Source organism: Terrabacter sp. Ter38, assembly GCF_024519435.1.
GTDB lineage: Bacteria > Actinomycetota > Actinomycetes > Actinomycetales > Dermatophilaceae > Terrabacter.
Map to the genome: position 1 here is coordinate 159,808 of NZ_JALJRZ010000004.1, position 15,166 is coordinate 174,973.

General features: G+C 72.6%; 16 protein-coding genes and 3 riboswitches. Of the genes, 8 read left to right on the top strand and 8 right to left on the bottom strand.

Going from position 1 to position 15,166, the window contains the following annotated elements; translation table 11 throughout:
• Positions 1–66: 66 nt before the first annotated feature.
• A riboswitch (cobalamin riboswitch) is annotated at positions 67–138 on the bottom strand.
• Positions 139–194: 56 nt separating this feature from the next.
• Both NR112_RS10525 and NR112_RS10530 read right to left on the bottom strand, forming a co-directional pair.
• Positions 195–947 carry a hypothetical protein gene (locus tag NR112_RS10525; protein WP_256794124.1) on the bottom strand — a complete coding sequence of 251 codons (753 nt, stop codon included), beginning with the start codon at positions 945–947 and terminating at the stop codon, positions 195–197.
• The gene (locus NR112_RS10530) at positions 944–1,453 is read right to left on the bottom strand and encodes a hypothetical protein (protein ID WP_256794126.1); all 510 of its coding nucleotides are present in this window, start codon (positions 1,451–1,453) and stop codon (positions 944–946) included. Before NR112_RS10530 ends, NR112_RS10525 begins: the two co-directional genes overlap by 4 nt.
• Before the next feature lie 141 nt (positions 1,454–1,594).
• Here NR112_RS10530 and cbiE point away from each other — a divergent pair, with 141 nt between their 5' ends.
• From cbiE to NR112_RS10555, 5 genes are all read left to right on the top strand, one after another.
• Positions 1,595–2,824 (top strand): precorrin-6y C5,15-methyltransferase (decarboxylating) subunit CbiE, encoded by a 1,230-nt coding sequence (gene cbiE / locus NR112_RS10535; RefSeq protein WP_256794128.1) that lies wholly within the window; start codon positions 1,595–1,597, stop codon positions 2,822–2,824.
• A complete protein-coding gene (locus NR112_RS10540) occupies positions 2,821–3,585 on the top strand; it encodes a cobalt-precorrin-4/precorrin-4 C(11)-methyltransferase (RefSeq protein WP_256794130.1) in 765 nt (254 codons plus the stop codon). Before cbiE ends, NR112_RS10540 begins: the two co-directional genes overlap by 4 nt.
• 30 nt (positions 3,586–3,615) lie before the next feature.
• A riboswitch (cobalamin riboswitch) is annotated at positions 3,616–3,803 on the top strand.
• A gap of 29 nt (positions 3,804–3,832) precedes the next feature.
• Entirely contained in the window at positions 3,833–4,039 is a 207-nt protein-coding gene (locus tag NR112_RS10545; RefSeq protein WP_256794132.1) for a CbtB-domain containing protein, read from the top strand.
• The gene (locus tag NR112_RS10550; RefSeq protein ID WP_256794133.1) at positions 4,002–4,814 is read left to right on the top strand and encodes a CbtA family protein; all 813 of its coding nucleotides are present in this window, start codon (positions 4,002–4,004) and stop codon (positions 4,812–4,814) included. The genes NR112_RS10545 and NR112_RS10550 overlap by 38 nt, the downstream gene beginning before the upstream one ends.
• Positions 4,811–5,218 (top strand): hypothetical protein, encoded by a 408-nt coding sequence (locus NR112_RS10555; RefSeq protein WP_256794135.1) that lies wholly within the window; start codon positions 4,811–4,813, stop codon positions 5,216–5,218. Before NR112_RS10550 ends, NR112_RS10555 begins: the two co-directional genes overlap by 4 nt.
• 9 nt (positions 5,219–5,227) lie before the next feature.
• On the opposite strand, the gene NR112_RS10560 is transcribed toward NR112_RS10555, so the two are convergent.
• The 4 genes from NR112_RS10560 to NR112_RS10575 form a co-directional block, all read right to left on the bottom strand.
• Positions 5,228–5,518, bottom strand: a complete 291-nt coding sequence (locus NR112_RS10560) for a DUF1905 domain-containing protein (RefSeq protein ID WP_256794137.1) — start codon at positions 5,516–5,518, stop codon at positions 5,228–5,230.
• A 106-nt stretch (positions 5,519–5,624) separates the two neighbouring features.
• Positions 5,625–7,154 carry a precorrin-2 C(20)-methyltransferase gene (locus tag NR112_RS10565; RefSeq protein WP_256794139.1) on the bottom strand — a complete coding sequence of 510 codons (1,530 nt, stop codon included), beginning with the start codon at positions 7,152–7,154 and terminating at the stop codon, positions 5,625–5,627.
• Positions 7,151–7,819 (bottom strand): precorrin-8X methylmutase, encoded by a 669-nt coding sequence (locus NR112_RS10570; RefSeq protein ID WP_256794141.1) that lies wholly within the window; start codon positions 7,817–7,819, stop codon positions 7,151–7,153. The genes NR112_RS10565 and NR112_RS10570 overlap by 4 nt, the downstream gene beginning before the upstream one ends.
• Positions 7,810–8,952, bottom strand: coding sequence for a precorrin-3B synthase (locus tag NR112_RS10575; RefSeq protein WP_374512145.1), 1,143 nt, complete (start codon positions 8,950–8,952; stop codon positions 7,810–7,812). Before NR112_RS10575 ends, NR112_RS10570 begins: the two co-directional genes overlap by 10 nt.
• 21 nt (positions 8,953–8,973) lie before the next feature.
• Positions 8,974–9,117, top strand: a riboswitch (cobalamin riboswitch).
• A 40-nt stretch (positions 9,118–9,157) separates the two neighbouring features.
• Between NR112_RS10575 and cobN the strand changes: the two genes are divergently transcribed.
• Together cobN and NR112_RS10585 are read left to right on the top strand one after the other, a co-directional pair.
• Positions 9,158–12,811, top strand: coding sequence for a cobaltochelatase subunit CobN (gene cobN / locus NR112_RS10580; protein WP_256794146.1), 3,654 nt, complete (start codon positions 9,158–9,160; stop codon positions 12,809–12,811).
• Positions 12,812–12,895: 84 nt separating this feature from the next.
• Complete coding sequence (locus tag NR112_RS10585; RefSeq protein WP_256794148.1) at positions 12,896–13,348, top strand: hypothetical protein; 453 nt, start codon at positions 12,896–12,898, stop codon at positions 13,346–13,348.
• Positions 13,349–13,366: 18 nt separating this feature from the next.
• Here the strand turns inward: NR112_RS10585 and NR112_RS10590 are convergent, their stop codons facing one another.
• Positions 13,367–13,849 (bottom strand): DUF2510 domain-containing protein, encoded by a 483-nt coding sequence (locus NR112_RS10590; protein ID WP_256794149.1) that lies wholly within the window; start codon positions 13,847–13,849, stop codon positions 13,367–13,369.
• 86 nt (positions 13,850–13,935) lie between these two features.
• Positions 13,936–14,529: a winged helix-turn-helix domain-containing protein gene (locus NR112_RS10595; protein ID WP_256794150.1), complete on the bottom strand. Its 594-nt coding sequence runs from the start codon at positions 14,527–14,529 to the stop codon at positions 13,936–13,938.
• 61 nt (positions 14,530–14,590) lie between these two features.
• Between NR112_RS10595 and NR112_RS10600 the strand changes: the two genes are divergently transcribed.
• Entirely contained in the window at positions 14,591–15,166 is a 576-nt protein-coding gene (locus NR112_RS10600; RefSeq protein ID WP_256794151.1) for a dienelactone hydrolase family protein, read from the top strand.

A 15,166-nucleotide genomic window follows, 5' to 3' on the forward strand; every position in this document is an offset into this window, starting at 1 on the left:
CCTGCGGGTGCCGCGCCCGCGTCGGTGGACCGGACGCGCCCGGCGGGCGCGACCAGCGACGGGAGATGCCCTGGCTTCCGCCGACCGCGTGGTCGGAGGTTCACAGTGGCGGGACCGCTCCGGATTCGCACCGGATTCCTCTCCCAGTCGCCAGCGGCAGTCTGCCACGTCGCAGGGGTGCGGCGCCCGGCGGCTCAGGCCGACTGTGCCACGGTGCCGGTCTCGGGGCCCGTCTCGGCGTCGGTCGGCATGATCGACACGATGGCCCGCCACACGGCGGTCGATGTCGTGGGCACCAGCGCGGGACCGTGCTCGTCGGCCTCGACCCGCAGCAGTCCCGCGTCGACGTCGACCCATGCGAGTCGACGCACGACCGTGCGGTCCCGCGCCTGGAAGGCGATGTCGACGACCGACAGCTGCCACCGTCCGGTACGCACGGCCGCGCTGGCGCGGGGCCACGGCGCGAGCAGGCCGGCGAGGGCCTCGCTGCCGGCGGTGCGGGCAGCCACGGAGTTGGAGGCGAGGTCGTCGAGCAGCGACTCGTCTACGACGGCCGACGCCGCGTCGAGACGGGGCCGGGCCTGCAGCCCGGTCAGCTGCGCGATGGTCGTCGGCACGAACTCGGTGCTCACGGCCGCGAAGTCATAGGTGCCGTCGGCGAGGTCGGTGAGCATGGCGCTGACGAAGGCCACCCAGGCCTGGTGGAGGCGCACTCCGTCGGGTCGGGTGACGAGCACCTGGAGCGAGCCGAGCGAGCTGGTGACGGCGGCCAGGGCGTTGCGCAGGACGGGGTGCGGGGCACCGTCGGCGACCGCGCCGGCGTCGCTGAGGCGCTCCACGACGTCCTCGCAGGCGCCCTCCGGGTCGGTGGCGTACTCCACGAGGGTGATGAAGGCGTCGGCGTCGAGTCGCAGCCGGGTGGTCGAGGCGTCGAACGTCACGCTCATGCGGGCACCAGACCGTCGGTGCGCATGACGAGGCTCGCCGCGACGGCATCGAGGACGGGTGCCAGCTGCGCGAGTCGCGGGGTGGCGACACGGGCGGTCAGCGTGAGACCCGTGCCGTCGACGAGGGTCGTCCACGACTCGGTGGTCACGGACTCATGGGCAGGGGTCGAGTGGGTCGTCAGCCGGCGGAGCCCGACGTGGCCGCCCACGGTGACCTCCTCGTGGTCCAGCAGGAGATAGCCGTCGAGCTCCTGCGACTCCCGGCGCTGGGTCGTGCGCTGCCACTCGGCGAGCGAGCCCTGCACGTCTGCGAACGTGAGGACCACGTTGGTCCGGAAGCGGTCGGAGTCGTCCGGCTCGACGGCGGCGACGACGTCCCCGTCCGGCGAGAGCTCGATCGCGTCCCAGTGCTCGGGCACGGCGAACGACACCCCGCCCCCGCGCGCGCTCATCGTGGTCAGTCGGGCCGTCGGGACCTGCTCCGATCCCTGGTGGACGTCGGTCATCTGGTGTTCCTCCCCTGTCGCCATCTGGCTGCCAGCCGTCCCCCGACGACGTGCGATAAACATCATGGGGCCGAGGTGGGGCGTATCGGGCCGGAACGGTCATAACGAATGCCCCCGGATCGTCGCGCTAGGGTCGCCGCTGTGATCGAGGTGGTCGGCGTGGGTGCGTCCGGGCTGGAGTCCCTCGGCCCCGACGGCCGCCGGCTCGTCGACGAGGCCGAGGTCGTCGTCGGCGGTGAGCGGCATCTCGCGATGCTCGGGGTCCGTCCTGGCCGGCGCCTCGTGCCGTGGCCGTCGCCCTTGCTCCCGGCCCTGCAGCGCGTCCTCGACGACGTCGGCACCGGTCGGGTCGTCGTGCTCGCGAGCGGGGACCCGCTCGTCTCGGGCATCGGGTCGACCCTCGTGCGCGAGCTGGGTGTCGACGCGGTGCGCATCCACCCCGGTGTCTCGTCGGTTGCCCTCGCCCGAGCCCGGATGCATTGGGCCGCAGAGGATTCCGATGTCGTAACCCTCCTGGGGCGTGACGTCGACCGGCTGCGCCGGGACCTGGCGCCGCGGGCCCGGCTCGTCGTGCTGACGTCGGGCGACGACGCCCCCGCACGCATCGCCTCGCTGCTCGTCGAGGAGGGGTATGCCGGCAGCCGGCTCACGGTGCTCGGTCACCTCGGTTCACCGGCGGAGTCGCGCATCGACGGGGTGGCCGCATCATGGGACGGCCGTCCCGCCCCTCGGCTGAGCCTCGTCTGCGTCGAGTGCGAGCCCCATCCCGAGCGGAGCCCGAGGTCGCTCGTGCCGGGACTCGACGAGACGGCATACGACCACGACGGGCAGCTGACGAAGCGCGTCGTGCGGGCGGCCGCGCTGGCCCACCTCGCCCCGCAGCCCGGCGACGTCATGTGGGACCTCGGCGCCGGCGCCGGGTCGGTCGGCATCGAGTTCGCACGGCAGCACCCGCGCAACGAGGTCCACTCGGTCGAGCGTGACCCGGAGCGGGCCGAGCGGGTGCGGCGCAATGCCCGTGCGCTCGGGGTGCCCGGGGTGCGGGTCGTCGAGGCGGCGTCGATCGGCGCGGTCGCGGAGCTGCCTCGTCCGGACGCCGTCTTCGTCGGCGGCGGAGCCACCGGCCCGCTGCTCGACGCGTGCTGGGCGGCGCTCGTGCCGGGGGGACGGCTCGTCGTCCACGGCGTCACGGTCGAGACCGAGGTGCTGCTCCACGAGGTGCGGGCGCGGTTCGGTGGATCGATGACCCGGATCGCCGTCGAGGACCTCGACACGATCGGGTCGTTCCACGGCTGGAAGCCGGGGCGGTCGATCGTGCAATGGTCGGTGGAAAAACCGGTGACACAGACGGATTCGGAGACTGAGGCATGACGGTCCACTTCATCGGTGCCGGCCCGGGTGCCGCCGACCTGCTGACGCTCCGCGCGGTGCGGCTCGTCGGGGAGGCGCAGGTGTGTCTCTATGCCGGCACCTACATCGGGTCGGAGGTGCTCGCGCACTGCCCCGAGGGAGCCGAGCTCGTCGACACCCAGCACCTCGATCTCGACGCCATCACCGAGCACTGCGTCCGCGCGCACGCGGCCGGCCACGACGTGGCACGGCTGTGCTCCGGCGACCCGTCGCTCTACTCCGCCGTCGCCGAGCAGACCCGGCGGCTCGACCGCGCGGGGGTGCCGTGGGACGTGACGCCCGGCGTTCCCGCGTACGCCGCTGCTGCGGCCCTCATCGGTCGCGAGCTGACGGTTCCGGAGGTCGCGCAGTCCGTCGTGCTGACCCGGGCGCACCGCGACTCGACGCAGATGCCCGAGACGGAGTCGCTCGCCCACTTCGCGCGGTCCCGGGCCACGCTCGTGCTGCACCTCGCGATACGCCGCACGCGCGAGCTCATGGCGTCTCTCGTCGGCGACTACGGGGACGACTGCCCCGTGGTCGTCGTCGCCGACGCCGAGCAGCCGGACCAGCTCGTGCTGCGCGGCACGCTGGCCGACATCGCCGACCAGGTCGAGGCCGCCGGACTGCGCCAGGCCGCGGTCATCCTCGTCGGACGCGCGCTCGCCGCGCGCGACACCGACGACTTCGTCGAGTCGCACCTCTACGGCACGCGGATCACCCGAAACACGCCGGGCGCCTAGGGTCCCCGTGGCGTGTTCGGACGGGCTGTGTCAGGATGCGAGTGCCGCAGTGCACGGGAAGTCGGTGTGATTCCGACGTGGTCCTCGCCACTGTGACCAGGGAGCAAGTCCCCACCATTCGCCACTGGTGACCTCAGGTTGACGCCGGGTCGCTGGGAAGGCTGGGGAGGCGTGACGATCTGGAAGCCAGGAGACCGGCTGCGGCGCGATCTGTCCACGAGGCATGGAACGAAAGGGTCAATCTGCCATGACCACTGCTGCATCGGCGTCTGCCGTCTCCCCGTCCACCAGCGTCCGCGTCCCCGTCTGGGCGTGGGCCCTGCTGGCGTTCGCCGTCTTCGCGCTCTATGTCGTCTCGCAGGAGAACGGGGCCCTGCTCAGCGCTTCCGCTGCGCAGATGCTCCACGAGCTGACGCATGACGCGCGTCACGCTCTCGGCGTCCCCTGCCACTGAGGTGGGCCTGAGCTTCGGCTCCGTGCTGCGGCGCGGGGTCCTTGCCGGCGTGTCCGCAGGTCTCGCGGCCGCCGTCGTCATCTGGTTCGTCGTCGAGCCGGTCATCCGTCGGGCCCTCGCCATCGAGGACGTGCGCTCGATGCACGGCGGCCAGTCGGCGCCCGCCGGTCTGCCGGCCCACGGTGGCGACGAGCCCCTCGTGTCCCGGGCCGTCCAGGTCGTCGGAGGCGCCGTCACGGCGGTGCTCGTCGGGGTCGCCGTCGGGGTCATCTTCGCCGTCGTCTTCGCCAGGATGCGCGAGCGGCTCCCCGGTCGGGGCGACTTCGGCCGATCGATGGTGCTCGCCACGATCGGCTTCGCAGCCGTGAGTCTCCTTCCGGCACTGAAGATCCCATCGAACCCACCGGCAGTGGGCAACCCGGAGACTGTCGGGCAGCGCACGATGCTGTATGCCGTCGTCCTCCTCCTCGGGGTCGTGGTCGCCCTGCTCGTGCCGGTGCTCGACCAGCGTCTCGCGGCGCGTGGGACGGTGCCGTCCACTCGGTGGGCCGTCGACGTCGTCGCGACCGTCGTTCTCGTCGTGCTCGTGCTGGTGCTCGTGCCGGGCTCGCCCGACGCAGTGCCTCCCGACGTGCCGGCGGGCCTGATCTGGGACTTCCGGCTCGCCTCCCTCGCACAGCTCGCGACGATGTGGCTCACGCTGGGTCTCGTCTTCGGGCTGCTCCTGGAACGGGTCGCCGCGCCCCAGCGGGCTCTCACGTCCGTGTCGGCGTGACGGCATACGAGAACGCCTCTGCTGACAGCGATTCCACCCGCACGTGCATGGTGCGCGTGTGCCGCGACTGCTGTTGCGGCACGGAAGGCAAGCACCCCGGGGTCGACCACGACGGGCTCCTGGCCCGCCTCGAGGTCGGCACCCGCGGGAGCGCCCGCGTGCTGCGGAGTGCGTGCCTGCTCGCCTGCGACGAGTCGAACGTCGTCGTCGTGACGCCGTCGGTGGTCGGTCGCCGCGCCGGCGGTCGGCCCGTGTGGGTGCGCGCCGTGCTCGACGACGAGACGGTCGACGCGGTCACCGGGTGGGTCGCGCTCGGCGGCCCGGGTGTCGCGGACGTGCCGGCGCCGCTCGCGCAGCAGGTGTTCGCCCCGAGCGGGCTGTCGCTGACGTGGACGGCGGTCTGAGGCGCCGCGTCAGGAGTCGGTGCGGACGTCCAGCCCCACCTCGACGGTGTCGCCCTCCTCGACGTCCTCGGCGCGACGGACGGCGACCTTGAGGGGGACGACGTAGCGGCCGTCCTTGGGCCACAACGACGTCGTCCACCGGGTGCGCCCGATGCGTGCGGTGACCGGGATCATGCCCCAGCCATAGCTGACGTGGGCCACGTCGTGGAGCGCCTGCGACTCGTCCTCGGGCACGGTGACGAAGTAGTAGGGCGACGGACCTCGCCACTCCCAGACCTCGGCGCTGAACTCCAGCTCCATGCCCACAGGATGGCACCGATGTCGGTCCGCTCGACGTGGTCTGCGACAGCCTGCGGTCGCTGACATCGTGGCGAGATGAACATTCCTCCGGCTGAGCCAGCGGGGGTCACGGGACGAAGCGGGGGGTCCAGACCTGGCCGGCGCCGGTGCGGCGGGTGCCGGACGCGCAGACGATGACGAGGCACTTCATGTCTATCGTCGCCGGGTCTAGGTCGGCGAGGGTCGTCACCGTGAGGGACTCCTCGGCTCGGCCGACGTCGCGACCCACGACGACGACGGTGGCTGGGTCGCGTTCCTCGAGGAACACCTCGCGGGCGCGGGCCACCTGCTCGGTCCGGCTGCGTGAGGCGGGGTTGTAGAGAGCGACGACGAGGTCGGCCGACGCGGCGGCCCGCAGGCGCCTCTCGATGACGTGCCACGGCTTGAGCCGGTCGGAGAGCGACATGATGGCGAAGTCGCCGCCCAGGGGTGCGCCGGCTCGAGCCGCCACGGCCTGGGCTGCAGTGACTCCGGGTAGCACGCGCACGGGCACGTCGGTGTAGCCGTGCATCTCAGCCGCCTCGAAGACCGCCGACGCCATGCCGAAGACTCCGGCGTCGCCACCGGAGACGACCGCGACCCGCTCGCCCTTGCGGGCCAGCTCGAGGGCGTCCCGGGCGCGGTCCACCTCGACCGTGTTGCCGGAGGCGTGACGGGTGAGGCCCTCGCGCTGCGGGACCCGGTTGACGTAGGGCGCGTAGCCGACGACGTGACCGACCTCGGCGAGCGCGACCGACGCCTCCGGGGTGAGCCAGCGGTCGGGGCCGGGTCCGAGGCCGATGACGACGACCTCGCCCTGGGCGTCGTCCACCGGACCTTCTTGCGGGACAGCCAGATCGCTGATGCCAGAGGATGCCGCACGCCCGGCCGCGTCGGCCCGCAGGTCGCGACCGGGGACGACGACCATCGACATGTACGGCACCGTCGAGGCGTCGACCTCGGCGACGGGGAGCACCCGCTCGGCATCGGAGCTGGCCCGCTCGACGTAGCGCGCCTCGTCGAGCCGTCCGGCCTGGTGCAAGGCGTCGCGGACGTTCTCGAAGGTGCGGCCGAGCTTCATCACGACCGCAGCCTCGGTGTCGGCGAGCCGGCGCGCGAGCTCCGGCACCGGCAGCGTCCCGGGCAGGATGGTCAGCACGTCCTCGTGCCGGCAGAGGCCGGTGGCAACGGCGGCCGCCGACCCGCTGACCGACGTGACACCCGGGACGACCGCGGTGTCGTAGCGGTCGGCGAGACGGTCGTGGAGGTACATGTAGGTGCCGTAGAAGAGCGGGTCCCCCTCGGCGAGGACGACGACGTTGCGGCCCGAGTCCAGATGTGCGGCAAGGCGATCGGTCGACTCGTCGTAGAAGTCGGCCATGAGGCCGTGGTAGCCGAGTGGGTGGTCCGTCGCGCCGGTGGTGACGGGGTAGACGAGCAGCTCCTCGACGACTCCCTCACGGAAGTACGAGGCGGCGATGCGTCGGGCGATCGAGTCGCCCCGCGGCCCGCTGTGGAACGCGAGGACGTCGGCCTCGCCGATGAGCCGCGCGGCCTTGACCGTGACGAGCTCGGGGTCGCCCGGCCCGACGCCGACGCCGCGGAGCCAGCCGGTCACAGCTCCTCCTCGCGGGCCAGGGCGTTGACGGCAGCGGCCGCGAGGGCTGAGCCACCGCGCCGACCGTGCACGACGAGCCATGGGATGTCGAAGGGGTTGTCGGCCAGGGCGACCTTCGCCTCCGCGGAGCCGATGAAGCCGACGGGGATGCCGATGATGGCGGCCGGGCGCGGGCCACCGTCGGCGATGGTCTCGAGGAGGTGGAAGAGCGCCGTGGGCGCGTTGCCGATGGCGACCACGGCGCCGTCGACCCGGTCGCCCCAGAGCGAGACGGCGGCCGCGGATCGCGTCGTGCCCCAAGCCTGTGCGAGAGCCGGAACCCGCTCGTCGCGCAGCGTGCAGACGACCTCGTTGTCGCGGGGCAGCCGGGCCCGGGTGATGCCGGAGGCGATCATGTGCGCATCGGTGAGGATGGGCGCACCGGACCGCAACACGGTCCGCGCGGCCGTGACGAGTCGGGGGTGCACGGCGATGTGCTCGGTGAGGTCGACGTCGCCACTCGCGTGCACCATGCGGACGACCACGACTCGGGCGTCCTCGGGAAGGTGGTCGAGCCGGGCCTCCCGCCGGATCGTCGCGAACGACCGGCGATAGATCTCCGCCCCGTCCGTGACGTAGTCGTAGCGGCGCGTCGGCGCCTGCCGTGTCTCGGTGGTCACGTCCATGAGGACTCCTGCTCGGCGATGGTGGACAAGGCTTGCTCGGTGGACCGCGGGGCCAGCACGTCGACGTATGCCGTCGCGGGCGTTCCGCACCGACGCTCGCACCCGCTGACGTGCACGGGGAGGTGGCCGCCCGGCAGGACCGGGGCGAGGTCGCGGGCCAGGGCTCGGGTGTCGAGAGCGGACCGGGCGCACCCCGGGAGGCCGGTGCAGGCGTGCAGCCGGGTCCAGGGTGAGCCGGCGTGGGTCACCAGGCCCGCTGCCTCGAGCTCGGGCAGTGCTGCGGCGGCCTTCTCGATGACGAGCGAGCGCCACGGAGTCACGAGCACGCGGTCCGTGACTCCGGCGAGCGTGGCGACGTGGCCGGGTCGGAGCAGGCCGAGTGGCACGGCCACGACGGCGTGGTCGCCGACTGAGCCGAGCGGGCGTTCCGGCCGACGTGGCAGGTCGAGCTCGGCCGTCGGCTCGGGTCCGAGCGGCACCGCGAGCTCGTTGACGTGCCAGATGGATTCGTCGCCACCGGCCGCTTGCACGAACTGGTGCGCGAGGGCGACCAGCCGGGGGACGGCGGCCGCCAGCGGCACCTCCCAGCCGCGGTCGATGGCACCAGCCAGCACGACGCAGCGACCGGGACCGGTCGCGAACACGCCGAGGTCGAAGGACTCGCCCACGACGTCACCACGGCCGTCGTCGAGGACGAGGAGGAAGCGGCCGCCGAGGCGGGAGAGGGCGGGATCGGTGCGGAGCGCGGCGTCGAGGGCGCGGGTCACGGGACGCAGGTCACAGTGTCCGGCGCCGTCGAGGCCGGAGAGTGGCGAGGCGACGATGTTGCGGACGAGCTCGTGGGTCGCCGAGGGGACGAGTCCCGTCGCCCGGATCGCGTCACGGATCCGCGGCGTCAGCGGGTCGGGGAGCCCGCGCAGCTGCAGGGCCCCACGCGACGTCAGTTGGATCGCCGGATCCGGCTGTCCGGCAACGACATCCATGAGATCGGACAGGGCCTCGATGCGCACCGGCTGGCCGGCAGGACGGAGCCGCACGATCGAGCCGTCGACCGCGACGAAGGGTCGCCCGACACCGGGACAGGCGTCGCCTGCCCGGCGCTCTCGGCTCGACGGGGCGGTCACGCGGCACATGCTAGGCCCGAGCCCGGCGAGGTCAAGCCGGCCGTCCCGGGCTATGGTGGGGCCAGCGTCGTCGATCCAGGAACCCGGTGAGAATCCGGGACGGTCCCGCCACTGTGAGTCGCCACCCGTGAGGGAGGCGGTGAGTCAGGAACTGCCGGCAGCGCTTCTCTTTCCTTTCGACCGCGGGGCGCGGACACCCCGCCGAGGAGTTCCAGTGACGCGCATCGCGCTGCTCTCGACGTCTGACACCGACCTGCTGTGTGCCCGCGGGAGCGGTGCCGACTACCTGGTCGCCAACCCTTCGCGTCCCGGACACACGTCCCTGGCCGAGGCCATCGAGGCTGCCGACATCGTCGTGGCCCGCATCCTCGGCGGCCCCCAGGACCTCTGCGAGGGCTTCCGCCGGATCCGGGCCACGGACACGCCGATGGTCGTGCTCGGTGGCGAGCAGACCCCGCACGCCGCCCTCATGGAGCTCTCGACCGTCGCGCCCGGCGTCGTCGCCGAGGCCCATCGCTACCTCGCCGAGGGCGGCGCGGCCAACCTCCGGGAGCTGCACGCCTTCCTCGGCGACACGCTCCTCATGACGGGCGAGGGTTTCGAGCCACCCGTCACCCTGCCGACGTGGGGCGTCCTCGACCGCCCGGAGCCCCAGCCTGCGGCCGGGGGTGACCTCCGTCCTCGAGTCGGGATCCTCTTCTACCGGGCCCAGTTCGCCGCCGAGAACACCGCCTACGTCCACGCCCTCGCCGACGCCGTCGACGCGGCCGGAGGTGTCGGCGTGCCGGTCCACGTCTCGTCACTGCGCGACGCCCCCGCCGACCTGCTCGAGCACCTCACGGCATACGACGTCCTCGTGACGACGGTGCTCGCAGCGGGCGGCACCAGGCCGGGCACGGCGAGCGCCGGCGAGGACGACGAGGCGTGGGACGTGCAGGCACTGGCCGCCCTCGACGTCCCGATCATCCAGGGCCTCTGCCTGACGTGGAGCCGCGACCAGTGGGACGCGAGCGACGACGGGATGAGCCCGCTCGACGTCGCGACGCAGGTCGCCGTGCCCGAGTTCGACGGCCGCATCATCGGAGGGGTCTTCTCCTTCAAGGAGACCGACGCCGACGGCCTGCCGCACTACGTGCCGGACCCCGAGCGTTGCGCGCGCCTCGCCACGCTCGCCGTCAACCACGCCCGCCTGCGCCACACCCCGCCGGCCGAGCGGCGGATCGCGGTCGTCCTGTCGGCCTACCCGTCCAAGCACTCGCGCATCGGCAACGCCGTCGGTCTCGACACGCCGGTCTCGATCATCCGGCTGCTGCGGGCGATGCGCGACGCCGGCTACGACCTCGGCGAGCCGGGCGAGATCCCCGGCACCGGGCCGCTCGAGCCGGTCGACGGCGAGTCGCCCGACACGACCGCGGGCAACGCCCTCATCCATGCCCTCATCGAGGCCGGTGGGCAGGACGAGGACTGGCTGACGCAGGCGCAGCTGAGCGGCCATCCGGTGCGCATCCCGGCCGCCCGCTACCGCGAGCACTTCGACGCGCTGCCCGACGGGCTGCGCGACGCCGTCACGAGGCACTGGGGCGCGGCGCCCGGCGAGGTCTTCGTCGACCGCCACACCGACCCCGACGGCGAGCTCGTCGCGGCGAGCATCCGCGCCGGCAACGTCGTCGTCCTCGTCCAGCCCCCGCGCGGCTTCGGCGAGAACCCCATCGCGATCTACCACGACCCCGACCTCCCGCCGACCCACCACTACCTCGCCGTCTACGACTGGCTCGCAAGGCAGTTCGGCGCCCACGCCGTCGTCCACATGGGCAAGCACGGCAACCTCGAGTGGCTGCCCGGCAAGAACCTCGCGCTGTCCGCCGCGTGTGGGCCCGACGCGACGATCGGCTCGATTCCCCTCGTCTACCCCTTCCTCGTCAACGACCCCGGCGAGGGCAGCCAGGCCAAGCGCCGCGCCCACGCGACGATCGTCGACCACCTCGTGCCCCCGATGGCGCGCGCCGAGTCCTACGGCGACATCGCCCGACTCGAGCAGCTGCTCGACGAGTACGGCAACGTCTCCGTCATGGACCCGGCCAAGGCGCCGGCCCTGCGCGCCGAGATCTGGACGCTCATCCAGTCCGCTCAGATGCACCACGACCTGGGGCTCGAGGACCGGCCCGACGACGATGCCTTCGACGAGTTCGTCATGCACGTCGACGGCTGGCTCTGCGAGGTCAAGGACGTCCAGATCAGGGACGGACTCCATGTTCTTGGCGAGGCCCCCACGGGGGAGGGCCTCGCCAACCTCGTACTCGCGATCCTGCGGGCCAACCAGGTCTTCGCCGGTGCCGTGGGCGCCGTGCCGGGACTTCGGACGGCGCTCGGGTTGAGTGAGGGGCAATCCGAGCGCTCGTCCGTCGACGACGCCGAGGAGCAGGCGAGCGCACTCGTCGCCGCTCTCGCCGAGGCCGACTGGGACGAAGCCGCGGTGCCAGGCGTCGTGCGCGACCGGCTGGGCGCCGACCCGCAGGCAGACACCGATGGCGTATGCCGTTCCCTCGCGTTCGCGTGCCGCGAGGTCGTCCCGCGGTTGCGGGCGACGACGGGCGAGATCGACGCGGTGCTCCATGCGCTCGACGGCGGCTACGTCCCGGCCGGGCCCTCGGGGTCGCCCCTGCGCGGCCTCGTCAACGTGCTGCCGACCGGGCGCAACTTCTACTCCGTCGACCCGAAGGCGATCCCGAGCCGACTCGCCTGGGAGACCGGACAGCGCCTCGCGGATGACCTGCTCGCCCGGCACCGGGCCGACACGGGCGAGTGGCCGCGGTCGGTCGGTCTCTCGGTGTGGGGCACGTCGGCGATGCGCACGTCGGGCGACGACATCGCCGAGGTGCTGGCGCTCCTCGGCGTGCGCCCCCGCTGGGACGAGATGTCGCGCCGGGTCGTCGGGCTCGACGCCATCCCGCTCCCCGAGCTCGGCCGGCCGCGCATCGACGTCACGGTCCGCATCTCCGGCTTCTTCCGCGACGCCTTCCCGCACGTCATCGCCATGCTCGACGACGCCGTGCAGCTCGTGGCCGACCTCGACGAGTCCCCCGACGACAACTACCTCCGGGCCCACGTCGCCGGCGATCTCGCCGAGCACGGTGACGCCCGCCGCGCCACGACCCGGATCTTCGGCAGCAAGCCCGGCTCCTACGGCGCCGGCATCCTCCCGCTCATCGAGTCGGGCAACTGGCGCTCGGACGCCGACCTCGCGGAGGTCTACGCGACGTGGGGCGGCTTCGCCTACGGGCGCGAGCTGGACGGCATACCTGCTCGGGCCGACATGGAGCGCACCTACGCGCGGATGGACGTCGCCGCCAAGAACATCGACACGCGCGAGCACGACATCGCCGACAGTGACGACTACTTCCAGTACCACGGCGGCATGGTCGCCACGGTCCGCGCGCTCACCGGGCGCGAGCCCAAGGCGTACGTCGGCGACTCCACGACGCCGGACGCGGTGCGCACCCGCAGCCTCACCGAGGAGACGGCGCGCGTCTTCCGGGCGCGGGTCGTCAACCCGCGCTGGATCGCGGCGATGCGGCGGCACGGCTACAAGGGCGCGTTCGAGCTCGCGGCGACCGTCGACTACCTCTACGGCTTCGACGCGACGGCCGGGGTCGTGACCGACTGGATGTACGAGCAGCTCGCCCGGACCTACGTGCTCGACAAGGAGAACCGCGACTTCCTCCAGCACGCCAACCCGTGGGCGCTGCACGGCATGATCGAGCGGCTCCACGAGGCCGTCGACCGCGGCCTATGGGAGGAGCCGGACCCCCAACTGATGGCGGACCTCCAGCAGGTCTACCTCGACGTCGAGGGCGACCTCGAGGACTGAGCCGCGCGCTCGTCTCATTGCGGGGACGCGGCGGCGCCCCGGGTCCTACCGTGGGGCATGGTTGGTCGATCGGGAGGTCGGGCGGTGCGTGGCCTCGTGGCAGTCGCAATCGTCGTGATGATGGCCGGGCTGGCCGGCTGTGGCGACGACTCCGGTGGAGGGGACGATTCCTCCGGTGCCGGCGACCAGGGACGTGAGAAGGGCTGCGAGCTCGCGATGTCGAGCCTGGCCAGCGGTTTGCAGGAGTATGCGCGGACCCGCGTGGTGGGCGACTTCCTCGAAGCCATCGCCATGCCGGCGTCGGTCCCGTGCCGCAACGCGATCGCCAACATCCAGCAAGGGCGGGCGGTGACCTTCGACCTGCTGCGGCCGAACGGGGAGATCCTCGAGCTCCCCGTCTCGCCGCGCGTCGTGCAGTACCCGGTCGCGGTGCCGACAGTGCCGGCGTCCGACGACAGGACGGCCCGCTGCTCCGCCACCTTCGGTGGGACGTTTCTCTACAACCCGTGCCTCAACGGCGACATCGACCCGTTCTGACGCTCGGGATCTCGGGCCCTAGCTGAGGATCCCGTGGCGCGCGTTCCAGCGCCTCGCACCCGCTGCCGCGTCGACCATGCCCCACACCCAGAAGCCGAAGACGCCGACGATCCCGACGACGACGATGACGAGCACGCAGCTGATGAGGTAGCCGATGAGGATCCCGACGCCCTTGGCCACGTCGCCGTTGATCATGCTGCCGAGGCCTGGCAGGAAGAACGACGCGAGCACGGAGAGCGCCGGGCTCTTCGGTGCCACCTGGGCGTAGTAGACCGGGGTGCCGACCATTCCGGGAGGGCCTGGGGAGGGTGTCGGCGGCGGCCAGTCGGCTGGTCCCCACGGCGCGCCCGATGCCTGGTGCGGCAGCCCGTGGACATCGGTCGCCGCGACCGGAGGCGCCATCGGGGGCCGGGTGTGCGGTGTCCACGCGCGTCCGTCCCAGTAGCGCTCGCCCTCGCCGGCCGGGTACCAGCCGGGAGGAGCCGAAGGTCCTTGGTTCATGAGCGAGTTCCTCCTCAGCCTCGTCAGTGTCCTGACCTCCAGAGCGTATGTCGGGACGTGGCCACGTCCGGCCGTTTTGTCGGCGGTCATGGTGCCTCCTCGTCGGCGGCCTCGGCCTCGGGCAGGACGGGCTGGTCGGTGGGGTAGAGGCCGACGGCGAGGCCGTAGACGGTGTCGCCCGAGCGCGGCAGGGCGGTGAACTCGCGCACGAGTCCCTCGACGCGGCGCCAGAACTCCGACGCGCTCTCCCTCGGGATCCGGACGTGCCGCAGCGTCGAGTAGAGCGTGTCGTCCTCGTGGGCCGGGACCGACTCGGCTGCGGCGACCGAGAGCCCGTTGACGCAGACGGGGACCGTCGGGTCGCCCGGGTGGCGGGACACACCGATGGTGATGGTGCGGCCGGTCCGGCCGTAGAAGCGCTCGTCGATGGCGCGCACCCGGCGGGTCCGCACGACGCGCAGCATGCCGGCGTCGACGAGCACGCCCACGTGGTGGGCGACGGTGCTCCTCGGCCGACCGACGGCGGCGGCGAGCTCGGCCACGGTGGCCGCCCGCTCGAGCACGAGGTCGAGGATCGAGGAACGCAGCGGGTCGGCGATGGCGCGCAGCTGGGCAGGCGTCGTCAGCTCCACCGCGTCGGGGAGCTCGTAGTCGGGAAGCTGCGGGCTATTGATCGACATTGTTGGATCAGTCTAGATTGTTGGATCAACAGCAGGGAAACCATCGAGCACAGGAGCAAGCATGGCCGACGTCCTCCTCCTCCACCACGCCCAGGGCCAGACCCCGGGCTTCCTCGCCTTCGCCGACGCCCTCCGCGCCGCAGGCCACACGGTCCACACGCCCGACCTCTACGGCGGCGAGAGCTTCGCGACCCTCGACGAGGGGATGGCCAAGGCCCGCTCGATCGGCTTCGGCACCCTCCAGGAGCAGGGGGTCGCTGCCGCCGAGGGCCTCCCCGACGGCCTCGTCTACGCCGGCTTCTCGCTCGGTGTCATGGCGGCGCAGCGGCTCGCCCAGACCCGGCCGGGCGCGCGCGGCGCCGTCCTGCTCGACTCGGCCATCCCGCTCGGCGAGTTCGCCCCCGACTGGCCCGCGGGCGTCCCCGTGCAGATCCACGGCGGCGAGGCCGACGAGTTCTTCGTGGACGAGGGGGACGTCGACGCGGCTCGCGCCGTGGTCGCCGCCGCCGAGGACGGGGAGCTCTTCACGTATGCCGGGTGCGGCCACCTCTTCGCCGATGCGAGCACGACGGCCTACGACCCCGAGGCCGCCGCACTCGTGCAGCAGCGCGTCCTCGACTTCCTCGCCCGGGTCTGA